Here is a 22158-nt window from a genome sequence, read left to right on the forward strand (position 1 = left end):
CTACAAATATTTATCTCCGCTGGAGATAATAAAACAACTTCGGAGAAGTTGAATATTTATAGAAATAATAAGCCTACCCTATTAATAACAATCCCAGCGGGATTGCATATTATATAGACGCTTCATTGTTTTTTTACATTTTTAATCGGTCTGTAATGATTATTATTGTTCAGGAATAATCATCAATTTATCCAGCAATGCAGTATTAATGTCTCCGTTCATATTGTTGTTATAACTCTCAAAGGTCAGGCTAATCTCGTTATTGCCTTTCTGGAGGTCTACCTTAACAAGGTTGGTATTGCCCCAGTTCGACCATTCATCTTTGCCTCGCTGTGGCATCACCATCACACCTGCTTTTTGCCCGTTGACATGGAGTGTTCTGATGGCACATTTGTTATCGGTATTATCAGGGCCAGAGCCATTGCTGTATCGGGCCTGGACGAGGTACTTGCCAGCTTTACTGACGCTAACTGATGCCGAAATAGTCGTATTGAGTTCTTTGGAAAGCTCAATATATCCATCGCCGTTGAAGCCATTGGCCCTGATGGCACCGGCATTACCCAGTCTGCTGGCATCAATGCTTAAGGATGTGGCCGGGAGGATGGTTACCGGCGCGCTCACAAATGATTCGTTTTGCCCATTGATAGCTTTGACACTATATTCACTGTAATAATCACTCACTTCGCAAATGTACTCTGTGTTGCCGGTTGTTTGCATAAGTTTGCCATTGCGCATCACCTTGTAATCTGTCGCTCCTTCAATGCTGTTCCATGTTAGTTTATTACGGTCGTAGGCGAGGCGTGGTGTTTTAAGTGAGAAGCGATTGGAATTGATGGGTTTACTACTTTCAGCATCTACTGTATTATCCAGCTCTATAACCACTTTATAATCACCTGAAGCCGACGGTGGAATGATAGCTAGTGATGCTTGTCCATTGACCGTACAGCTTTTTATTTTTGAGCCATAGCCCTTAATAATTACATCAATATTGGCAGAACGGTACTTAAGATTAGTGATAGTCATCTGGCTGCCATAGCTTTGTGGGATAAACGGCTTGATGTGTAAACCGTCGAGCTCAAATCTTAAACCAGCAAAGATGCGGTAAACAGAACTAAGGTACCCAGCCACGCTCCAAAGCTGACGGTTAGAGTTAACCTCGGTATCTCTGAAATCACCGTTTTCGGCTACCATGTTTTCTTTATTGGTCAGGAATAATGCGGCTGCCCGGTGCATGCCTGCAAGCCCTTGTTCGAGTGCAGCTGTATGCTCAGCTTTGGCACAGGCCCAGTTCCAGTATGCCTGCACAAATGGCCAGATGCCGTTGTTGTGGTAAGGTGGCATGTCGGGTATTTGCGGATAGATGCAGGGGATGCCGTAGTCCAGCACAGGTGTATTATCAATAAGCTGCTGACTCTTTGTTTTATCAGCTATGTCAAACAGGATGGTGAAGGCTCCACCCAGGGCCTCACTACGAGGCGATAACATCAGCTTGTTTCGCCCATATAGATATTGTGCATAATAGCCCTTGTCATCCATCCAAAGTTCTTTGTTGATGGCCTGCTTTACTTTCTCCGATTCCAATTGATAAGGTTGACTGTTCTCACCCAATAGTTCTGCTATCTGCGCCAGAATAGAATAGGTTTTGGCATGAACAGCATTGGTGCCCAGGCAGCGCGATTCAAAAATATCAACACCATTCATCCAGTCAGGATAGGTTTGCTTTCGCCAGTCAAGAAATGATGATTCGCCTTTAATAAGGCTGGAGCGATTGTCTTTCAAAGTTCTAAAATCATCATCCACCGAATTTTTTATGATGGGATAGATGGTCTTCAGCCATGCTTCATCGCCGGTAACTTTGTATACCTCCCAGGCAGCCAGTGCCCAGGTGGTGCGGTCCGATGACACAGGCCAGGCTCCCCCCGTTCCGGTATCCTGAATAATCCGATTGTTTTTGACCTTACGCATCAGGCTGGTTTTGGCTACTTCAGGATTGGTGAAGGCATAGGCCAGCAAAATGGAGTAGCTGACATCGCGCGTCCAAACACCTGGCCATTCCTCGCCAGTACGAAAAGTACCATCCGCTTCAATATTCATTTCGGTCTCGTCAAGCGCCAGGTTGTATAAAGCATCTAACAGTGGCACTGATGATGTCAACTGAGGGTACCTGGAAATATTGTGCTCAAGCTGCCATTCTTTAGCCGTAAAATCATCGGGGTTATATGGATTGAGGGCCAGCGTTATTTCAAAAATACCATCGCCATTGTCATCTTTTAATTCACGATCGGTGCGCCCAGCCAGGTTGTCAAAATCCCAGCCCAGTGGCGAAAGGTTACCAGCGATATAAATACCTTTATAGTCCTCTTTATAAATTTTTTGTCCGCTATAAGTTTCATAAAAGCCTTGTTCGCTAAATGCTTTGGTGATGGCACTGGCATCCACCTGTATCAGCAGCGGTGTATTGGGCGCAATACTGCCATTGGGAGCAGCTTTTTCTTCTGCCTCGTGCTTCTCGCCGAAAGCTAAAAGAGGCAATTGAATGGTGCCGTCGTCACCAGGAGTCAGGAGAAAGGTGTGATTAATGCCCACAGGGAGCTCATTGTCCTTGCCATTGATGGCAAACTTAAACTCTATGAAATTGGGGAAGGTGGCATTAGCCGGACTCTGGTAGTCGGAGGTGATGTGAACAGGTGAGTGAACCTGTGCTGTATATTCACTTTGTTCAACGCGGTTGTTGAATATGGTGAAGTTTTCTCCCTCATAAAGTGGCGTACTATCTTGTGTTTGACAGGCAGTAAACAGAAGGGTGGCAGTTAAGAAAAAGAAGAGCTTTTGCATAGTGGTGTTTATTAATGATACAGTATGCAAAATACTCAGATGCTTAAGAAATCGCAAGTTGTTACGGGTGTTGTGTACAGCTAGTCAGGCATATAGTGTGTTGGTGATATTGCTTTGTGCTTTTGCAAACGTTTGAAAATATCGTTCGGATATCTGCCCAAACAGTTTGGGTAATGCGCCCAAGCGACCTGGGTATGCTGCCCAAGCATCGTGGGCAGTGCGCCCAACCATTGTGGGCAGTGCGCCCAAAGTGTCTGTCCTTATAAGGATCGGTGGCTTGGGAGCTGCACCCGTTATATCGATCAAAAAAAAGCGACCCGAGTGCATCAGATCGCTTTAATATTGTTTTGCTTAAGTGCTTAGTTAGCCGGGAAAGAGTAACCAGTCCAGCTGAATACGCTTGTATTAGCACCTGTATTTGAGTCTGAAACAGTAACAGTTGCATCCGATGTAATGGTTCCGCTTCCGTCTTCGTTGGCTGTCTCGCGAGTTACTTCATTACCTACGTATGCAATGCCTTTGTAGGTGCAGGCAATTGAAGTATCATCGGTTGCGCCTCCACGCTTATCTACCACATCAACAAAGTCTTTAACTTCACCGCTGATGTTCCATACCAGGCAATTGGTGATGGTTGCTTTAGCGCCGCGACGAATCTTGATGGCGTCATGCATATATGTTTTATCATCAGCTTTAGGAGCGTTTACAACAATTGATACGTTTTTGATGGTAAAGTCAGACTGATCAACATGGTCAGGGCCTTTACCATCAAGGTTACCATCTGCTTCAATACCGCGTGGGTCACCTTCATCGGTTAAGAAAGGTGCTTCCCAAATGCCGTATGCATTGTCTAAAGTACCAGTCCATCCTTGGGTAATATCAAACATGTCATCCTGAGAGTTGACAACCAGCAGGTTTTTAACGTTAACAGAACCGCCAAAGAACTCAATGCCATCATCAGAACCCTCAGCAATGTATAGATTCTCAATGATGGTGCCGTTGCCTACTCCGTTAAGTGTTAGTCCGTTGTGTTCGGTTTCTGCATCCACCTTAGCTCCAGTATGGAAAAGCTTTACATAGGTCAGTTTACCTGAATTGTCGGCATTGTCGTTACCACCATATTTAATGCTTCCATCAATCTCAGTTGAACCCTGGTTAGTGCCTGATGCACCGGCGCCTGATACTTTGGCCTTACCATTAATGATGATACCACCCCAGTAGCCGGCTTTCGGACTGGCTGCTCCTGACATAAAAGTAACAGGTTTGTCGGCAGTACCTTCGGCCATAATTTTACCGCCCATTTCTACTAAGATATATTTGTCAAACCCAATTTCAGCTTTTATAACTGTTCCGGCCGGAATAACCAGTTCGCCACCCTCCTTAACGGTTAAGGCACCTATCAGGCGATATTCAACCGCCGGGTCTAATTCTTTCACGTCAGTAATGTTTCCTTCAAGGATGTTTTCATCCTGATCTTTCTTTTTATCATCGTCATCATTACATGCAGCCAACAAAGTTGAAAAGATAGCTAGGGCAAAAAAAAGTTTTTTCATTGTTTCAATTTTAACTTATTGTTTGTAATTCGTTTGATTCAGTAGTTGTTTTGTTTCGCAAGCAAATGTATAGGATTGAACTGCACCTTGTTTTTTGTAAATCTTACCTAATCGTTATATAAATGTTAATCGGTTTCAGGTGCTGTTGGTATTCCTATATGCTGTTGATTAAGAGCTGTATCGATTGCTTAAAAAGTATAATTCACACCAATACTCAGGTTAATACCTTTCTCAAAATCCAGTAGTTTTACCTCGGCCTGGTCAATGCCATCTACTATTGGTTTCTGAGTTAACTGATAGCGTGGATTTAGCAGGTTCTGTGCTTTTACTTTAAAGCTAAAATGCTTGTTTAATTGTGTAGTTGATACAAAGTCCATGGTTGTAATAGCGCTTTCCATAATTGGATTAAAGCCATCTCGCCCAATGGTAAATACTTTTTCACTGGTGTAATTCAATACCAGTGCATTCGTAAATGTTTTGTTGCCATTTTTTATGGTATGCGTGATATCAATATTGGCAATGTATGGTGCTGCTCCTTCAAGTTGTGAAGTGGATTGAGTAAAGGTTCCTGAGATGGCCTCCGAGTCGGGGTTGTCGAAATTAATATGCGACCATATGTAGGAACCATTAAATCCTAAGGCTAATTTATTAACACCATTCTGGTCGGCTCCAGATGGCCGGCTCCAGATGTTTTTACGCACTTCCAGCTCTACGCCTGCAACCGATGCAAAGTCGGCCACATTCTCATATGTGAGTACACCGGCTGAGTTATTGGCATTGATACGGGCAATAGGTTGGCTGATGTGCTTATAGAATCCATTGACGCTCAATAATTCACCGGCCGACAGGTAATTGTCCCATTTGAGGTCAAGGTTGTAGTTTTCAGATGGTTTAAGATCTTTATTACCCTGGCTGGTGTAGCTTAAGTTGTTATAACGGAAAGGGCTGATTTCTTTGCTCTGCGGTAAAGTATATGTTTTGCTGACACCCAGTCGGATAGCATGCTTATCATTTAAATCGTACTTAGTATTTATGCTTGGCAGTACAAAAAACTGCTGGATGTTTGATGCCTCTGGTGTTGTTGACTGATACTTATAATAGGTAACATCCATATCAACCTGTTCTAAGCGAATACCGGCATTCATTACAAAGCGTGGGTTCAGTTCCACAGTGGCATCGGCGAAAGCAGCATGTATATTACGCGATACTGTATAGCTTTGGTCAGAATACAGAACTCTGAAATCACCGCCATTGCCATCGCCAATATTCATGTTATCCTGGTTAAAGAAATCATCGAGCTTGATGTTTGGAGGATAAAACTCACCATCACTGCTGGCACGCATATCGTATTCAACAGCTTCAAAGTCATGATTAACAAATCGCCCGGCATAACCTACTTTTAACAACGATTTGCTTTCTTCATCGGTGCTTAGTTTATAATCAGCGCTTACCTGAATATTTAGATCACCTTCGTTAAGGTCAGAAAAAAAGCGTTGCTGCTTACCGTTACCTCCCTGCAGGCCATAATGCCCGTCCTGACGTAGCTCCAGATTGTTGATACGGCGATCTGGCTCTTTCCCAATCACCAGATTATAGGCTATAGCTGTATTCAGGTTTGTCCGTTCGTTAATAACCAGTTTTGAATTTAGCTGATTGATGTAAAGGGCGTTGTCATTGATTTGCTGACGACGCATTAATCCTTGCTGACCAACACCTGCTTCGTAATCGCTGTTGGTACCGTAAAAATCACCCACATATTGGTTCGCTGTGTGCAGATACATAAAATTGTATGCAAAGGTGCTTTTGTTGGCTATAATATAGTCGGCATTGGCCATTACCAGGTGACTGGTATTTTGGGTGTATTTGTCACCTTCCTGATTCTGATCTAATGTACCGTTGGTTGTGATTCGTCTGACAGCTGCATTGGAGTAGGCATAATCATTGCTATAGCCTGCCACACCGTATAATGACAGTGGATTTTTATTATCACCAATATATAATTTTCTACCTCCTGAGAAGCCAAAGTTGCCATTAAGTTGTGTATTACGGCTGCTTGGGTCGAGGCTGTAGGTAAAGTTATAGTTGTCGATTTGGTTGAACTGCGCCTCCGGAAGCGGATTGGCAGGAGGAGTTGGTTTATTAACCGCTTTTGAATAGCCCAAAGCATTCATACCATCCACCTGCAGGAATTCGCGGTCGAATGTTTGAGTGTTTGCACCAACTCCAAAATTCAGGTTGAACTCTTTATCTTCATATAATTCTTTCGAATTAATGTCAATAACTGCTCCACCCACATCGCCATAATTGCTGCCACTAAACACTTTATTAACACCCACCGATTGGATGATATCGGTTGAAAAGAAATCCAGAGAAATATTCTTGTACTCAGGATCTTCAGAAGGGATGGGTAAGCCGTTGTAAGTAGTGGCGTTGTAACGATCGCCTAATCCTCTGACAAACACGTTTTTTACGCCTTCTTGCTTGGATATGCCTGATACCTTAGATACCGCTCCCTGTGCGTCACTTACGCCCTTGCGCGATAATTCTTGTGCGCCAACAGCCTGCGTGGCCACAACTGCTTTCTTTTGCTCAAGCATCAACAAATTTTCTGATTCGCGGTTGGCCTTGGCCACAACCTTTACTTCGGCGAGATCAAGCTCAGATTCACCCATCAGAAAGTTGAGTGTTGTTTCTTCTCCTGCCTTTATTACAATACCTTCTTTAATCTGCGGCTCATACGATATGTATTGACAGCGAATAGTATAAGTGCCAGGCTCTAGTGGTGGCATGGTATAGTCACCCACAAAGTCAGTGGTGGTTCCTGTTGTAGTACCTTCAATGATAATGGCAGCTCCAATAAGCTCTTCACCTGTTTTGTTATCAGTTATTTTCCCTCTTAGTATTCCTGTTTGTGCAAATCCCTGTGTAAGACTTACCAGACAAAGAATAACAATTCCTAATACTTGTCTTTTCATTTTCCTCTCAATAATTCAAATATTTCGAGAGCAAATGTATGGTAAGGTCAGGGCTTGCCTGATAAGAGAGAATTAATTCAACTTTAAATATGTGTTAAGTTGGGTGAGTATATAATGTTTTGTAAATTAATTAGATATGCATTGAGGATGATGATTGGGTGTGAATTAACATGACCTTAGTTAATATACCATTAACAGGTGGTTAACATTTGGCAATGATTAGTGTTAATGCAGAACAATTTCTGTAAACTATCAGTGATTAATTATAAAAGCAGTCGTTGTAATCAACAAGTAAAAATGCTAATTATTGGAACGGCATGAGTTGACAAAGTCGCGGTGTGCTTTCAGTAAGTTAATTGAATAAAGCAGTACATTTTTGGTTTCGGCCAATATATCCATAAATAGGATACTTACTCTTGTGCGGCCTTCACCTTTCTGAATGCGTTTAATCTGGTTACGGCGTAATGTGTCCTGAAAACCTATCAGAAAGCTTTGTTTACTCACCATTTCATTGAGGTGGTCAAAGTTTTGCTCTTTCTCCATGTGAATGATGTGGTTAAAATAACCCGTTACTTCATCCAATAGCTCTTGCAGGTCAGCACTCTGCGACTCGGTCATTCCCTTATGTTGATTCTCGATATGTTCGTAAAGCGGTTGTGTGATATTCGTTAAACAACCAACCAGCTCGGTGAGGTAATCAAAGGCCTGCACAAAATAATGTCCGGAGTCAATCCCTTCTTCTGTCACCTTCGCATAGGCATAAAAGAATTTGGATTTACTGTTGCGTGTAAACTTATCCAGAATAAGTGCTTTGTTGTGTGCTTCATGTAGCTGTCTGACATCTTCATCGATAAAACCCTGAAGCGATAAGTAAAACACTTTGGAGGCTTCCTGTAAATGTTGCCTGATTTGATCGCTGCCGTTATCCATCAGATGATCCAGGTTATTGTCCGTCTCATCCTGGTATTCTTCTTTCAGAATACGTTTCTCTTCCTGCTTGCGTTGGTGGTATTTTTTTGTGAGGTATAAAGAGGTGGCGGCTAATGCTGCAGATACTATGGCAGCTATCCAACCGCCATACCATATAATATAGGTAAAAATAAATGCGCCAATAAATGCCAGGCAGGCGGTGAAAAACCATCCCCCCAAAATGGATAGTACTCCTGAAACGCGGTAAACGGCGCTCTCTCTTCCCCAGGCTTGATCGGCCAATGAGGTGCCCATAGCTACCATAAATACCACGAAGGTGGTTGAAAGCGGAAATTGCATGTAGGTACCAAGCGATATGAGTATGCTGGCTACTACCAGGTTAACGGAAGCTCTGACCGTGTCAAAATAAATAACACCATCCACGGTGCGTGCCTCTGCAGTATCAGCTTTCTGGTAGCGTGAATCGAAGAAACGGACTACCTTTTGGGGCAGTAAACCAATTGCCATGCTATGAAGGTGTAGAAAATTACGTACAATTACCCTTGATAGATGCGATGGTTCGAAGCGCTCATAACCGCTCGATTGTCTGCCCAGATATACTTCTGTTTCGGTAACACTTCTGGCTTTCTTCGACCTGAATAGTGTTACCGTCATGATAATGGCCGATAAGGTGAATATCACTGTGTAGGTATAATCACTGAAGATATCTTTTCGAATAACACCTTCAGACATAAAATCGAGGGAGAAATTATCTGGTGTTGATAGGCCCGAAGCTATAAACTCTTTAAAACTTTCAATGGCAGCAAGTGGAATGCCGATAAAATTTACCAGATCATTGGCGGCAAATGACATGGCGAGTGCAAAGGTGCCAAAAAGCACTACAATACGCGGAATGTCAATATTAAACGAAAGGCCAAAGAATAGAAATACAAATGTGGAGAGCGTAAATATTCCGAAAAGAATCTCTTGCTGATAAGCAACCAATATCTCAAACCAGGGATAGGTGTCGAAGATGCTGGTGTCACCGAGTCCTTTCTTTAATATCATAAAAACAATGGCCGTTATGGATAATCCGCCGACAATAGCAAACAGATACTTAAAGCGCCTCTGATAGTTAAAGCTGAAAATGATGCGTGTGATAAACTGGACAACTATTCCAACTACAAAAGCCAGAAATATGGAAAGTAGTATGCCTGCCAGAATCACAAATGCTTTGTCAGTATTGATCATGGCTTCCACATCTATGCCATCAATGCGTGCCTGCTTTTTTTTAATAAATGAAAGAGCCATTGCCCCACCCATCAACTCAAATACAACAGCTATGGTAGTTGAGGTTGGAAAACCTAAGGTGTTGAAGCCATCGATGAGAATAATATCAACTATCATAACAGCCACAAAAACCACAATAAGCTCTGTAAATGCAAAGCTCGATGGATTAATGACCCCTTTTCTGGCAATTTCCATCATATTGGCAGATAGCAATGAGCCAATCAACAAACCAACGGCAGCAATCCAGTAAACAAACTTTCTTTGGGCTGTGCGAGACCCGATAGCAGCATTTAAGAAATTAACGGCATCATTTGATACACCAACAACCAAATCAACAATGGCTAATAAGCCAAGGAGAATTACAGCAATCCAGATAAACGTCATAAAGTTCTATTGATAGTGTCAAATATAGGTGTATCGTATCTCACAGATAGCATGTCAATGTTAAGTTTATATTAAAATCACTAATGACAATGCCATAGCAAAGTTATCTAATATCAGTAAAGTAACGAAATATGCGCTTAACATTGTGTTAACATGTGCAATATTGCTATTAATTGATTAATAAGGCAATAATTCGTATAACTTTGTTGTGCGATCGGATGTAAATTGCCGAAATCTACAGGCCTGTGTCGCCGATAAATATATATTACTATGAAATCTCTTGAGCCACAAAAAATAGCCGGATTTGTCGCTATTGGTTTTTTGGTGTTGGCATTTGTATTCTTTGGTATCAACTACTTTAGTCCCAACCTGTATTATTCGCTTGCTATTTCTGTGCCAGTATTTTTTGCTATCTCCTTCGCCTTGGTTAACTATTTTATCAATTCCTTTATTTACTCAAAAATTAAACCCATCTATCAAACCATTTATGGCCATGATAAAGGCAAAGCTGCAGAGGTCGCTTCTTCTGATTCTGACGACATACTCTCTACAGTGAATCGAGAGGTGGTTAATTGGATGCAGGACCGAACCCAGGAGATTCAGGAGCTTAAGCAGATGGAGAAATACCGTAAGGAATTTTTAGGTAATGTGTCGCACGAACTCAAAACGCCAATTTTTAATATTCAAGGATATATTCTTACCTTGCTTGATGGCGGCATTGATGATCCTAACATTAATCTGCGCTACCTGACCCGCACCGAAAAGAGTATCGACAGGATGATTTCTATTATTGAAGATCTCGAAGCTATTTCGAAGCTGGAGGCCGGCGAACTTCAGCTCAATCTGGAACGGTTTGACCTGATACAGTTGGTGGATGATGTGTTTGAGCTGCAGGAAATAAGGGCGAATCAGAAAAATATCAAACTTGAATATGGTGAAGGTGCAGCATTGCCACTGTGGGTAAAAGCGGATAAGCAACGGATGTTTCAGGTGGTCAGTAACCTGATTGTCAATTCAATTAATTACGGAAAGAAAGGAGGAGAAACCGAAATAAGTTTCTTTGATATGGATAACCGGGTGTTGGTTGAAGTTAAGGATACCGGCATTGGTATTGCAGAAGAGAGTTTGCCACGTGTTTTTGAACGTTTTTACAGGGCCGATAAAAGTCGTAGTCGCGAGCAGGGTGGCACTGGTCTTGGATTAGCGATTGTTAAGCACCTCATTGAAGCACATGGTCAACGCATCAACGTGCGAAGTACCTTGGGTAAGGGCACAACGTTTACCTTTACACTCGAAAAAGCGATCTGATTTGTGCTTGACTACAGCTTTTGAGTCCTATTTGCCTATGGGCAGCTGAATAATTGGGGATTGACGAAAGAGTGGTGTTATTTAACATTAAGTTAATGTAATTATAATATTTACGAAACTATTTTTTAATACCATTAGTTACTTTCGTATATAAATTTTTTTATAATGAATGTAGAAAATTACAAGGTCCTATTGGTTGATGACGAACCCGATATCCTCGAGTTTATTAGTTATAATATGCGTAAAGAAGGGTTTCAGGTGTTAACTGCTAATAATGGCCAGGAAGCTATAAAAATTGCTGAGGCTGAAATACCTGAGCTTATCATTCTGGATGTGATGATGCCTGAAATGGATGGCATTGAAACATGTGAAGAGATAAAGAAGATTCCTGCACTCAATAATTCTATTGTGGCATTTTTAACTGCGCGCGGTGAAGATTATTCACAGATAGCAGGCTTCGAAGCAGGTGCAGATGACTATATCACCAAGCCTATTAAGCCAAAGGTGCTCATTTCAAGGGCCAAGGCCTTGCTGAAAAGGTACCGTTCAGAGGATGCTGTTGAGGAGCCGCAGGATGGACAGGTGCTGAAGATTGGCGATTTAGTTATCGATCGTGAGCGTTACCTGATTATCAACTCAGGTGAAGAGTTGATTCTGCCTAAAAAGGAATTTGAACTGCTGGTGTTGCTGGCCTCCAAGCCCGAGAAGGTGTTTACCCGCGATGAAATATATAATTCGGTGTGGGGTGATAATATTATTGTTGGAGATCGTACCATTGATGTGCATATACGTAAGCTTCGCGAAAAGATTGGACAAGAGCATATTAAGACCATCAAAGGTGTTGGGTATAAGTATGTAATCTAGTATAAGATGACTGATAGGCAACAATATACTTGTTATAAAAATTGCGAAGCAAAATCAATTTCCTTACTTTTAGCTTTGTTATAGTTGAGTTTACAATTACTTACAAACACACAAACTAATTCTTATGAGGAAATTATTATCTGCTCTTGCCATTGTTGCTCTGTTGATTGGAGCCGGATGTAAAGATGAGCCAGCAAAGAAGCCTCAGAAACCTGTTAAAACTGCTGTTGTAGAGAAAAAGGTGGTGGCAGATACAGTGAAAAAAGAGGAGCCTAAACCAGTGGTTAAAGAGGTTAAACCAGAGCCACCCAAGCCAGCTGATAAGTATTTCTTAATTGCTGGAAGTTTTGCCAGTAGAAATAATGCCGATGTTTTTGTAGCTAAGTTGATTGATCAGGGTTACAATGCACAGGTAATAGAACGTCCGGGAGGGCCCAATGGCGAATTCTACAAAGTGGCTTACAAGTCATTTTATGACCGGAAAGAAGCCTATGCTGAACTGAGAACAGCCCGTAATAATGAAGGACGTAACGATGTTTGGTTATTGGTTAAGAAGTAATCTTTAAATCGTATAAAACAAAAAAAGAGCTTGATGCCAAGCTCTTTTTTTATGATGTGTAAGTTCTCTTAATTCGTTTTGAACTCGTATTTCACTTCCTTCAACTCCTCGTTAGCCTTTACAATTTTGTCTTTAAGGCTTTCTTTGAAATCAGCTAATTTCTGCGAAAGTTCAGCATCGCCTGTGGCAATCATCTGCGCAGCAAGTATACCTGCATTTTGAGCTCCGTTGATACCAACAGTAGCAACCGGGATTCCCGGAGGCATCTGAGCAATTGAAAGCAAAGCATCCATACCATCAAGGCTTGCATTGATAGGTACACCAATTACAGGAATTTTAACCATCGATGCAATAACACCTGGCAGGTGAGCAGCCATACCGGCAGCCGCAATAATCACTTTAACACCACGATCTTCAGCACTCTTGGCAAAAGCCTCCACCTGAGCAGGTGTTCTGTGCGCTGAAAGGGCATTGATTTCGAATGGAACTTTCAGATCATTTAAAAAATCAGCCGCCTTCTTCATCACCGGAAGATCCGACGTGCTGCCCATAATAATACTAACTTTTGGTTGCATAATTATCCATTTATGTGTTTGCTAAAAATTCTCTGTTAGAACCTTTCGTTAATTATTTCCCGGCACAAAAATAGTTAAGAAAGCATTATAATCATGTGGTTATCTTTATTTTTTATACTTTTGCAGCTTAAAATCCAGATTTTTATTTAATTATTGAATAATTTTACAATGTAATTATCTGTAGAACAGATAGTAACATTTAGGGTTGGTATTTCTTAAACCAAATAAAAATAAAGAAGCAATGAGCCGAGTTAAGTTGTTAGATAAAGAATTTGAGCTATCAATACCTGAAGAAAAGTTGTTAAAAGCAGTTGATCAGGTAGCAGAGCAAATGAATGTGGAGCTGGCGGATAAAAATCCGTTAATGGTGTGTGTGCTGAATGGCTCATTTATGTTTGCTTCTGACTTAATGAAACGTCTGAACTTCCCTTGTGAAATCAGTTTCGTGAAATTATCCTCATATGCCGGTACCGGTTCAACCGGGCAGGTAAAAGAGTTGATTGGCTTAAACGAAAATCTGGAAGGCCGTACCGTGGTTTTGCTGGAAGATATAGTTGATACTGGTCTTACCATTATTAATACTGTTGATCAGGTTAAACAAATGGGCCCTGAAGATGTTAAAGTAGCAACGATGCTATTTAAGCCAGATGCCTGTAAGCGAGATGTTAAGCTCGACTATGTGGGAATGGAGATACCTAACGATTTTATCGTAGGTTATGGACTGGATTACGATGGTTATGGAAGAAATCTGAAAGATATTTATACAGTAGTAGAATAACACCTATTTATTAAGAAAAGGAATAACGAACATGCTCAATGTTGTCATCTTTGGCGCACCAGGATCGGGAAAAGGTACGCAAAGCAAATTAATAGCAGAAAAATTTAATCTGGCTCACGTTTCAACTGGCGAGTTGTGCCGTAGGGCTATTCATAATAACACGCATGAAGGTGTAATAGCTAAAAGCTTTATCGATAAAGGGGAATTGGTGCCCGATGAAACGATTATTGATATGTTGGATGCTTTTCTTGAAAAGCTGCCAATCGATCAAGGTATTATCTTCGATGGATTTCCAAGAACAGTAGCTCAGGCTGAGGCGCTTATTGAGATTATGCAGGAGCATGGTACAAAAGTATCTGTGCTGTTGAATCTGGAAGTAGAGCGTGAAGAATTGTTGTCAAGACTGCTTAAGCGTGCCGAAACAGAGGATCGCTCAGACGATAATATGGAAACCATTAAAAAACGTCTGGAGGTATACGAAGAGCAAACTTTACCGGTGATTGAATTTTACCGTAAGAAGCGTTTGTATAAGCCTATCAAAGGAGTTGGAAATATTGATGAAATATTCGGTCGTATTAGTGACGTGCTAAACGAGCTGAAGTAGTTTTATTTTTACGATATTTGAGCCACGGTAACTTTTTGCCGTGGCTTATTGTGTTTAAAAGAATTAGCATATGGCGGGTTCAAACTTTGTAGATTACGTAAAGATTTTCTGTCGCTCAGGAAAAGGAGGAGCTGGTTCGGCGCATTTGCGTCGCGAAAAATTTGTTGCCATGGGCGGACCAGATGGTGGCGATGGTGGTCGTGGCGGACATATTATTGTGCGGGGTAATCGTAATACCTGGACCTTGCTGCACCTGAAATATAAGCGTCACATTTTTGCCGGACATGGAGAGAGTGGTAGTAAGCAACGCTCAACAGGTGCCGACGGTGAAGACCGGGTGATTGAGGTGCCATTGGGAACCATTGCCAAAGATGCCGAAACGGGCGAGGTGCTTTTTGAAATCACCGAGCATGACCAGGAAAGGATCCTTGTTAAAGGCGGTCGTGGCGGTTTAGGAAACTGGAATTTTAAATCGGCCACCAATCAAACACCCCGTTATGCGCAGCCAGGTGAAGATGGCATTGAAATGGCGGCTGTACTGGAGCTAAAAGTACTGGCAGATGTAGGGCTGGTAGGATTCCCCAATGCAGGTAAATCAACATTATTATCTGTTGTGTCTGCTGCCAAACCTGAGATTGCAGACTACCCGTTTACTACCCTAGTGCCTAACCTGGGGATTGTATCTTATCGTGAGCATCAGTCGTTTGCCATGGCTGACATTCCTGGTATTATTGAAGGTGCCAGTGAGGGTAAAGGGCTGGGAATACGCTTTCTGCGCCATATTGAGCGAAATTCGATATTGCTGTTTTTGGTGCCGGCCGATGCTGAGGATATCAAAAATGAGTATCAAATTCTATTGAACGAATTAAAGCAGTACAACCCTGAACTGCTTGATAAAGGAAGGATGTTGGCTATCTCAAAGTGCGATATGCTGGATGAGGAGTTGATGGAGGAAATTAAATCTGATTTACCCGATCTGCCACATGTTTTTATATCTTCGGTGGCCAATAAAGGCATTACAGAACTGAAAGATATGATATGGGAGCAACTGATGGCCGCCAACGAATAGAATCAATCTATAAAAACTATAAGGCTAGCCGGGAAGACTGGCTAGCTAAAGAAAACAAGCTAAAGAGGCGTTACATTAGTAATGCCTGGTTACGCTTGCTTTTTTTTGTCAGCGCCTTTGTTCTGCCCTTTGTGCTCCTCGAGCACTGGACACTGCCATTCTTTCTGCTGTTTATTGTTCTGTTTGGCGTTTTTCTGTCGCTTGTGTGGCGGGCCAATCAAATAGCATCCCAACGTAAATATGTTGGCTTTCGGGTTCAGTTACTCACAAAAGAGATAAATGCCTTTGAGCAGAAATGGATTGAAGAAGAAGATGGAGCCGAATTGATTGAACCTGATCATGATTATGCCCATGATTTAGATTTATTTGGCAAAGGTTCTTTGTTCCAGTTTATCAACCGGACAGCTACCAGGGGAGGTTATATCAGGTTAGCCAATAGATTAAAAAATATGCTATTGGATGCAGATGAAATAGTTGAACGGCAGCAAGCCATTCGTGAGTTGTCTGCCCAGGATGAATATCGCCAGCATTATTATGCCCTGGCAGCTTTAGTCGAAGAAGGTAATAAGCGCAATCGCAAGCTGGATTTAAGTATTCAGCCTGACCTGAATTTTATTTCCCGGGCAACTAAAGGTCTGATGGCTGGTTTCATGATACTGTTAATGGTGGCTATCCTGTTGGTTGTGATTAATGTATGGAGTGACAATGTGTTTATCTGGCTCTTTTTTGTCGGGCTTGCCATTGTGGCAGCAAACCTGAAGAAAATCAATAAGGTACATGGGGAAGTGGCATCTTTGGGTAATTACCTTCAGCGCTATTCTCGTCTCATACAGCATGTTGAGCAATCCGATATGCGTGCTGTCTGTCTTTTGAAGCTCAAAGATAAATTAAAAGTGGATGCGCAGACCGCAAGTAATGTCATGCAACAGTTGGCCGGACATATTAAGTTATTCGATCAACGGCTGAACATGCTGCTTGGGGTGATTTTAAATGGCTTTTTGTTATGGGACTTAGTGGTTTGCATGCGTCTGCAAATATGGTATAATAGATATGGCGATAGGCTGGTTGAATGGATGGAAGCATTGGATGAGTTGGAGGCTTTAAATAGTCTGGCCACCTTTGCTTTTAATCACCCTGACTACGTATATCCTCAATTATCATCATCGGTTGTTTTTTCAGCCAGTGATTTGGGCCATCCCTTAATTTCAATGGAGGAAAGGATTTGTAATGATTTTTGTTTCGCAGAGCAGCAACGAATTTGCGTTGTAACCGGTGCCAATATGGCTGGCAAGAGTACTTTTCTGCGTACAGTTGGAGTGGCAATGGTACTGGCGGGTAATGGTTGTGTGGTGGCAGCCAGTGGGTTTGTATATAAGCCAATGCCTTTTGTCACCAATATGCGGGCCATTGATAACTTATTGAAGCACGAATCTTACTTTTTTGCCGAATTAAGTCGTTTGCAGATGATATTGGAACGTCTGAAAGAAAATGGAGAGCTGTTTTTTATTCTTGATGAAATTCTAAAAGGGACCAATTCTTTGGATAAGTACCAGGGCTCTATGGCGCTTATTAAGCAGTTTTTAAAGTATAACGGATGCGGACTGGTGGCCACTCATGATTTAGAATTAGGCCAGCTTTCGGAACAGACAGGTGGACAAGTTTTCAACAATTGCTTTGAAGTGGGCTTTGCAAAGGAGGGATTAAGCTTTGATTATAAGCTGAGAACGGGCGTTACTCAAAGTCATAATGCAACCTACCTGATGGAGAAAATGGGGCTGATTCCAAGTGAAAATGTGCGGCGTTGAGGGCATATGTATGCATGGTTGTTGAAAAAGAAATTACGAAACAATTCGTCTTTTAATTATATTTGGATGGTTTTCCGCAATAAGAGGACCTTCACTTTTCCAAATTTTTAGTTGATTTTAAGTATGAGTAGTCAAAATACACAGAACTATTCCGAAGATACGATCCGCACGCTGGACTGGAAGGAACACATCCGCCGACGTCCGGGTATGTATATTGGTAAGTTGGGAGATGGAACTTTTGCCGATGATGGTATTTACGTGTTGCTCAAGGAAGTAATGGATAATTCCATCGATGAGTTTATGATGGGTAACGGCAAGAAGATTGAAGTTACCGTGCAGGAAGGACGTGTGACTGTTCGCGACTATGGGCGTGGTATTCCTTTGGGAAAGGTGATTGATGTAGCCTCCAAAATGAATACAGGCGCCAAGTATGACTCAAAGGCCTTTAAAAAGTCAGTGGGGTTAAATGGTGTTGGTATTAAAGCGGTAAATGCCCTGAGTACTGATTTTACTGTTCAGGCCTATCGCGAAGGCGAGACCAAGCGAGTGGAGTTTAGCCGGGGCGAAGTGGTAACCGATCATGACATGGATACGTCTGGTGAGAAGAATGGTACCTATATTGCCTTTACGCCCGATGCTGAAATATTTGAAAATTACCGTTTCCGTGATGAGTATATCGAAACACTCTTACGCAACTATACCTATCTGAATAAAGGACTGTCCATTGTATATAACGGCAAAGTGTTTCAGAGTAAGAATGGATTGCTCGACCTGCTGAATGAGAACATGGATGGAGAAGGCTTGTACCCGATTATTCATTTGGAAGGCGAAGACCTGGAGATAGCCGTAACGCATGGTAACCAGTATGGCGAGGAGTATTATACCTTTGTCAATGGCCAGCACACCACACAGGGCGGAACGCACCTGGTGGCTTTCCGTGAAGCGTATGTAAAGACCATTCGTGATTATTACAATAAGAACTTCGATGTGTCGGATATTCGCACAGGTATTATTGCAGCGGTTAGCATCAAAGTAGAAGAGCCGGTGTTTGAGTCGCAGACTAAAACCAAGCTGGGGTCTAAAGATGTGGGACCCAATGGGCCTTCGGTGCGTAACTTTATCCTCGATTTTGTAACCGAGCACCTGGATAATTTCCTGCATAAGAATACCGAAAGTGCCGAGATATTATACAAGAAAATTCTCGAGTCAGAGAAAGAGCGTAAGGCCATCTCAGGCATTAAGAAGCTGGCCCGCGAAAGGGCTAAAAAGGTGAGCCTTCATAATAAAAAGCTCCGCGATTGCCGTGTCCACTATACCGATATTAAAAACGACTTAAATGGCAATAGCGCCATCTTTATTACCGAGGGTGACTCGGCCAGTGGTTCCATCACTAAGGCCCGAAATGTTAATAGCCAGGCGGTTTTTAGTTTGAAGGGTAAACCATTAAATAGTTTTGGTTTAACGCGAAAAGTAGTGTACGAAAATGAAGAGTTTAACCTGCTTCAGGCGGCATTGGATATAGAAGATGGCTTGGATACTTTGCGTTATAATCACGTGATTATTGCCACCGATGCCGATGTGGATGGAATGCACATTCGCTTATTGCTGCTAACTTTCTTTTTGCAGTTCTTCCCTGAATTGGTGAAGAATGGGCATCTGTATATCTTACAGACTCCTTTGTTCCGGGTGCGCAATAAAAAGAAGACTTTCTATTGTTACTCGGATGAAGAGAAATTGTCTGCCATGAAAAAGTGTGGACCTAAGCCGGAGATAACCCGATTTAAGGGACTTGGTGAGATATCACCGGATGAGTTTAAACACTTTATCGGTAAGGATATCCGATTGGAGCAGGTACGCCTGAAAAAAGATGTGCCGATTAAAGATTTGCTGGAGTTTTACATGGGTAAAAACACACCCGACAGGCAAAATTTCATCATTGATAATCTGGTTGTGGAAGAAGACCTTGTTACTCAAGAATCAAATAATTAAGAATGAGTTTCGACGATACAAATACACCCAATGTGCCGGAGGAAGTGCCTTCGGAGGCATCAGAAAATCAGCCACAGGAAGAACAGCACCTGTGGGATGCCGATGAAACATCTATTAATCATTTGCCGGGTATGTACCGCGAGTGGTTCCTTGATTATGCATCTTATGTGATTCTGGAGCGTGCAGTGCCGCATATTAACGATGGTTTAAAACCAGTGCAGCGACGTATTCTGCATGCCATGCGTCGCATGGATGATGGGCGCTACAATAAGGTGGCCAATATTATTGGTTTTACCATGCAGTTTCACCCGCACGGGGATGCATCCATTGGTGATGCCCTGGTGCAACTTGGGCAAAAAGATTTGCTGATTGACTGCCAGGGTAACTGGGGTAACGTGTATACAGGTGATAGCGCGGCTGCACCTCGTTACATCGAAGCACGCCTGACTAAGTTTGCACAGGAAGTGGTCTTTAATCCAAAGACTACGGAGTGGAAACAGAGTTACGATGGACGTAATAATGAGCCGATTACCTTACCCGTTAAGTTTCCGCTGCTATTGGCACAGGGCGTAGAAGGTATCGCCGTTGGATTGGCATCTAAACTGTTGCCTCACAACTTTAATGAGTTGATTGATGCTTCAGTTAATTATTTGGAGAATAAACCATTCGAGATTTTTCCTGATTTCCCAACAGGTGGTATGGTGGATGTGTCGCGCTACAATGACGGGCTAAGAGGTGGTGCCGTTAAAGTGCGGGCTAAAATCGGTAAGGTGGACAGCAAAACCTTGGTTATATCCGATATTCCTTATGGTAAAAATACAACCACACTAATTGAGTCCATTCTTAAAGCCAATGATAAGGGCAAGATAAAAATCAAGAAAATTGACGATAACACGGCTGAGAATGTGGAGATACTCGTGTATCTGCCAGCTGGTGCATCGCCCGATAAGACCATTGATGCTTTATATGCATTCACTGACTGTGAGGTGTCTATATCGCCTAATGCCTGTGTTATTCAGGATAACAAGCCCTATTTTATTGGAGTTAGTGAAATCCTGAAAGAGAATACCGATAATACGGTGCAGTTGCTTAAGCGTGAGTTGGAAATCCGTAAAGGTGAGCTGGAAGAGGCATGGCACATGTCTTCACTGGAGCGCATCTTTATTGAGAATAAGATTTACCAGCGCATGGAGGACTGTGAGACAATGGAGGCTGTTGTGCAAACCATTGATCATGGATTGGAACCGTTTAAAAACCTGCTAAGGCGTGAGGTAACACGCGATGATATTGTGAAGCTGACGCAGATTCGAATGATTCGGATCTCTAAATTTGACGCTAAGAAAGCTGATGAGTACATCGCTTCTCTGGAGGAGGAAATGGAACAGATAGCCTATCATCTGGCCAACCTGATTACTTATGCGATTGACTACTTTAAGCATATTAAGAAGCAGTATGGTAAAAACTTCCCACGTAAAACGGAGATCAGGAGCTTTGCCAACATTGAGGCTACTAAAGTGGTGGTGAAAAATGAGAAGTTGTATATCAATCGCGAGGACGGTTTCGTAGGAACGTCTCTTCGAAAGGATGAATATGTCTGCGACTGTTCAGATATCGATGATATTATCATTTTCTACAAGGACGGTAAGTACATTATCACAAAAGTATCTGATAAAGCTTTTGTGGGTAAAGATATCATCCACATCGCAGTGTTCAAGAAGAATGATAAACGTACAATTTATAACGCCGTTTATCAGGATGGAAAAGGCGGTATCATGTATATGAAGCGCTTTGCTGTTACCGGCGTAACCCGTGATAAAGATTATCACATCACGAAAGAAACACCGGGTTCGAAACTGATGTATTTCAGTGCAAATCCAAATGGTGAGTCGGAAATACTGAAAGTGGTGCTTCGCCCAAAGGCACGTATTCGTAACCTTGTGTTTGATGTGGATATGGGTGAGCTGGCAATTAAGGGGCGGGCCGCTATGGGTAATATCCTAACTAAGCACGAGGTGAAATCTATTTCACTCAAACGGAAAGGTGAATCAACTTTGGGAGGTCGTAAAATCTGGTTTGAGCACGAAACATTGCGCCTAAATGCTGATGGAAGAGGTCAATATCTGGGTGAATTCCATGGTGGCGATCAGGTTTTAATCATCACAAAAGATGGTAAGTATCATCTGACATCCTATGATCTGAGTAACCATTATGAGGATAATATTCTCATCATTGAAAAGTATAAGAGTGATGTGGTGTGGTCTGCCGTGTATTTTGATGCCGAACAAAACTACTACTATATCAAGCGTTTCCAGTTTGAGAATTCGGCCAGGGCACAGTCATTTATAGGTGATAATCCTAAATCGCGACTGGTGAAAATCATGCACGTGGATTACCCGCGTCTTGAGGTGAAGTTTGGAGGTGACGATAAGCTGAAAGAAAAGCTCATTGTTGAGGTAGCTGAATTCATCGGTGTGAAGAGCTTCAAGGCCAAAGGTAAGCGTCTGACAACTTTCCAGGTGTCCAAAATCCAGGAGTTGGAGCCCTTGGTGATGGATGAGCCAAAGCCTGATGAACAAGGTGAAGCTGTTGATGAGCACCATGATGAAGATGACGAAAACCAGATGTCGCTGTTTAATGAATGATGTCTTTGGGTGGATAACACAT

General features: G+C 42.2%; 14 protein-coding genes. 9 read left to right on the plus strand and 5 right to left on the minus strand.

Going from position 1 to position 22158, the window contains the following annotated elements:
- Window positions 1–162: 162 nt before the first annotated feature.
- The 4 genes from KDU71_RS21465 to KDU71_RS21480 all read right to left on the minus strand — a co-directional run bounded on the left by KDU71_RS21465 (window position 163) and on the right by KDU71_RS21480 (window position 9943).
- Window positions 163–2835 (minus strand): alpha-L-rhamnosidase-related protein, encoded by a 2673-nt coding sequence (locus KDU71_RS21465; RefSeq protein ID WP_212193179.1) that lies wholly within the window; start codon window positions 2833–2835, stop codon window positions 163–165.
- Between the two features lie 359 nt (window positions 2836–3194).
- Complete coding sequence (locus KDU71_RS21470) at window positions 3195–4385, minus strand: hypothetical protein (RefSeq protein WP_212193180.1); 1191 nt, start codon at window positions 4383–4385, stop codon at window positions 3195–3197.
- 188 nt (window positions 4386–4573) lie between these two features.
- A complete protein-coding gene (locus tag KDU71_RS21475; RefSeq protein ID WP_212193181.1) occupies window positions 4574–7360 on the minus strand; it encodes a TonB-dependent receptor in 2787 nt (928 codons plus the stop codon).
- A gap of 300 nt (window positions 7361–7660) precedes the next feature.
- Window positions 7661–9943 (minus strand): inorganic phosphate transporter, encoded by a 2283-nt coding sequence (locus KDU71_RS21480; protein WP_212193182.1) that lies wholly within the window; start codon window positions 9941–9943, stop codon window positions 7661–7663.
- A 270-nt stretch (window positions 9944–10213) separates the two neighbouring features.
- On the opposite strand from KDU71_RS21480, the gene KDU71_RS21485 reads away from it, so the two are divergent.
- From KDU71_RS21485 to KDU71_RS21495, 3 genes are all read left to right on the plus strand, one after another.
- A complete protein-coding gene (locus KDU71_RS21485) occupies window positions 10214–11251 on the plus strand; it encodes a sensor histidine kinase (RefSeq protein WP_212193183.1) in 1038 nt (345 codons plus the stop codon).
- 165 nt (window positions 11252–11416) lie between these two features.
- On the plus strand, window positions 11417–12115 hold the full coding sequence (locus KDU71_RS21490; RefSeq protein ID WP_212193184.1) for a response regulator transcription factor: 699 nt from the start codon (window positions 11417–11419) through the stop codon (window positions 12113–12115).
- A gap of 124 nt (window positions 12116–12239) precedes the next feature.
- Entirely contained in the window at window positions 12240–12674 is a 435-nt protein-coding gene (locus KDU71_RS21495) for an SPOR domain-containing protein (RefSeq protein WP_212193185.1), read from the plus strand.
- Between the two features lie 68 nt (window positions 12675–12742).
- On the opposite strand, the gene purE is transcribed toward KDU71_RS21495, so the two are convergent.
- Complete coding sequence (gene purE / locus KDU71_RS21500; protein WP_212193186.1) at window positions 12743–13249, minus strand: 5-(carboxyamino)imidazole ribonucleotide mutase; 507 nt, start codon at window positions 13247–13249, stop codon at window positions 12743–12745.
- Between the two features lie 241 nt (window positions 13250–13490).
- Between purE and hpt the strand changes: the two genes are divergently transcribed.
- The 6 genes from hpt (at window position 13491) to KDU71_RS21530 (ending at window position 22136) form a co-directional block, all read left to right on the plus strand.
- Window positions 13491–14027, plus strand: a complete 537-nt coding sequence (gene hpt / locus KDU71_RS21505; RefSeq protein ID WP_212193187.1) for a hypoxanthine phosphoribosyltransferase — start codon at window positions 13491–13493, stop codon at window positions 14025–14027.
- 31 nt (window positions 14028–14058) lie between these two features.
- Window positions 14059–14631: an adenylate kinase gene (locus KDU71_RS21510; RefSeq protein WP_212193188.1), complete on the plus strand. Its 573-nt coding sequence runs from the start codon at window positions 14059–14061 to the stop codon at window positions 14629–14631.
- A 70-nt stretch (window positions 14632–14701) separates the two neighbouring features.
- Complete coding sequence (gene obgE / locus KDU71_RS21515) at window positions 14702–15700, plus strand: GTPase ObgE (RefSeq protein WP_212193189.1); 999 nt, start codon at window positions 14702–14704, stop codon at window positions 15698–15700.
- Window positions 15670–17505 carry a MutS-related protein gene (locus KDU71_RS21520; RefSeq protein WP_212193190.1) on the plus strand — a complete coding sequence of 612 codons (1836 nt, stop codon included), beginning with the start codon at window positions 15670–15672 and terminating at the stop codon, window positions 17503–17505. The genes obgE and KDU71_RS21520 overlap by 31 nt, the downstream gene beginning before the upstream one ends.
- A gap of 123 nt (window positions 17506–17628) precedes the next feature.
- Window positions 17629–19494 carry a DNA topoisomerase IV subunit B gene (locus KDU71_RS21525; protein ID WP_212193191.1) on the plus strand — a complete coding sequence of 622 codons (1866 nt, stop codon included), beginning with the start codon at window positions 17629–17631 and terminating at the stop codon, window positions 19492–19494.
- A 2-nt stretch (window positions 19495–19496) separates the two neighbouring features.
- On the plus strand, window positions 19497–22136 hold the full coding sequence (locus KDU71_RS21530; protein ID WP_212193192.1) for a DNA gyrase/topoisomerase IV subunit A: 2640 nt from the start codon (window positions 19497–19499) through the stop codon (window positions 22134–22136).
- Window positions 22137–22158 lie beyond the last annotated feature (22 nt).

This window comes from Carboxylicivirga sediminis (assembly GCF_018156225.1).
In the GTDB taxonomy this organism is placed as follows: Bacteria; Bacteroidota; Bacteroidia; order Bacteroidales; family Marinilabiliaceae; genus Carboxylicivirga; species Carboxylicivirga sediminis.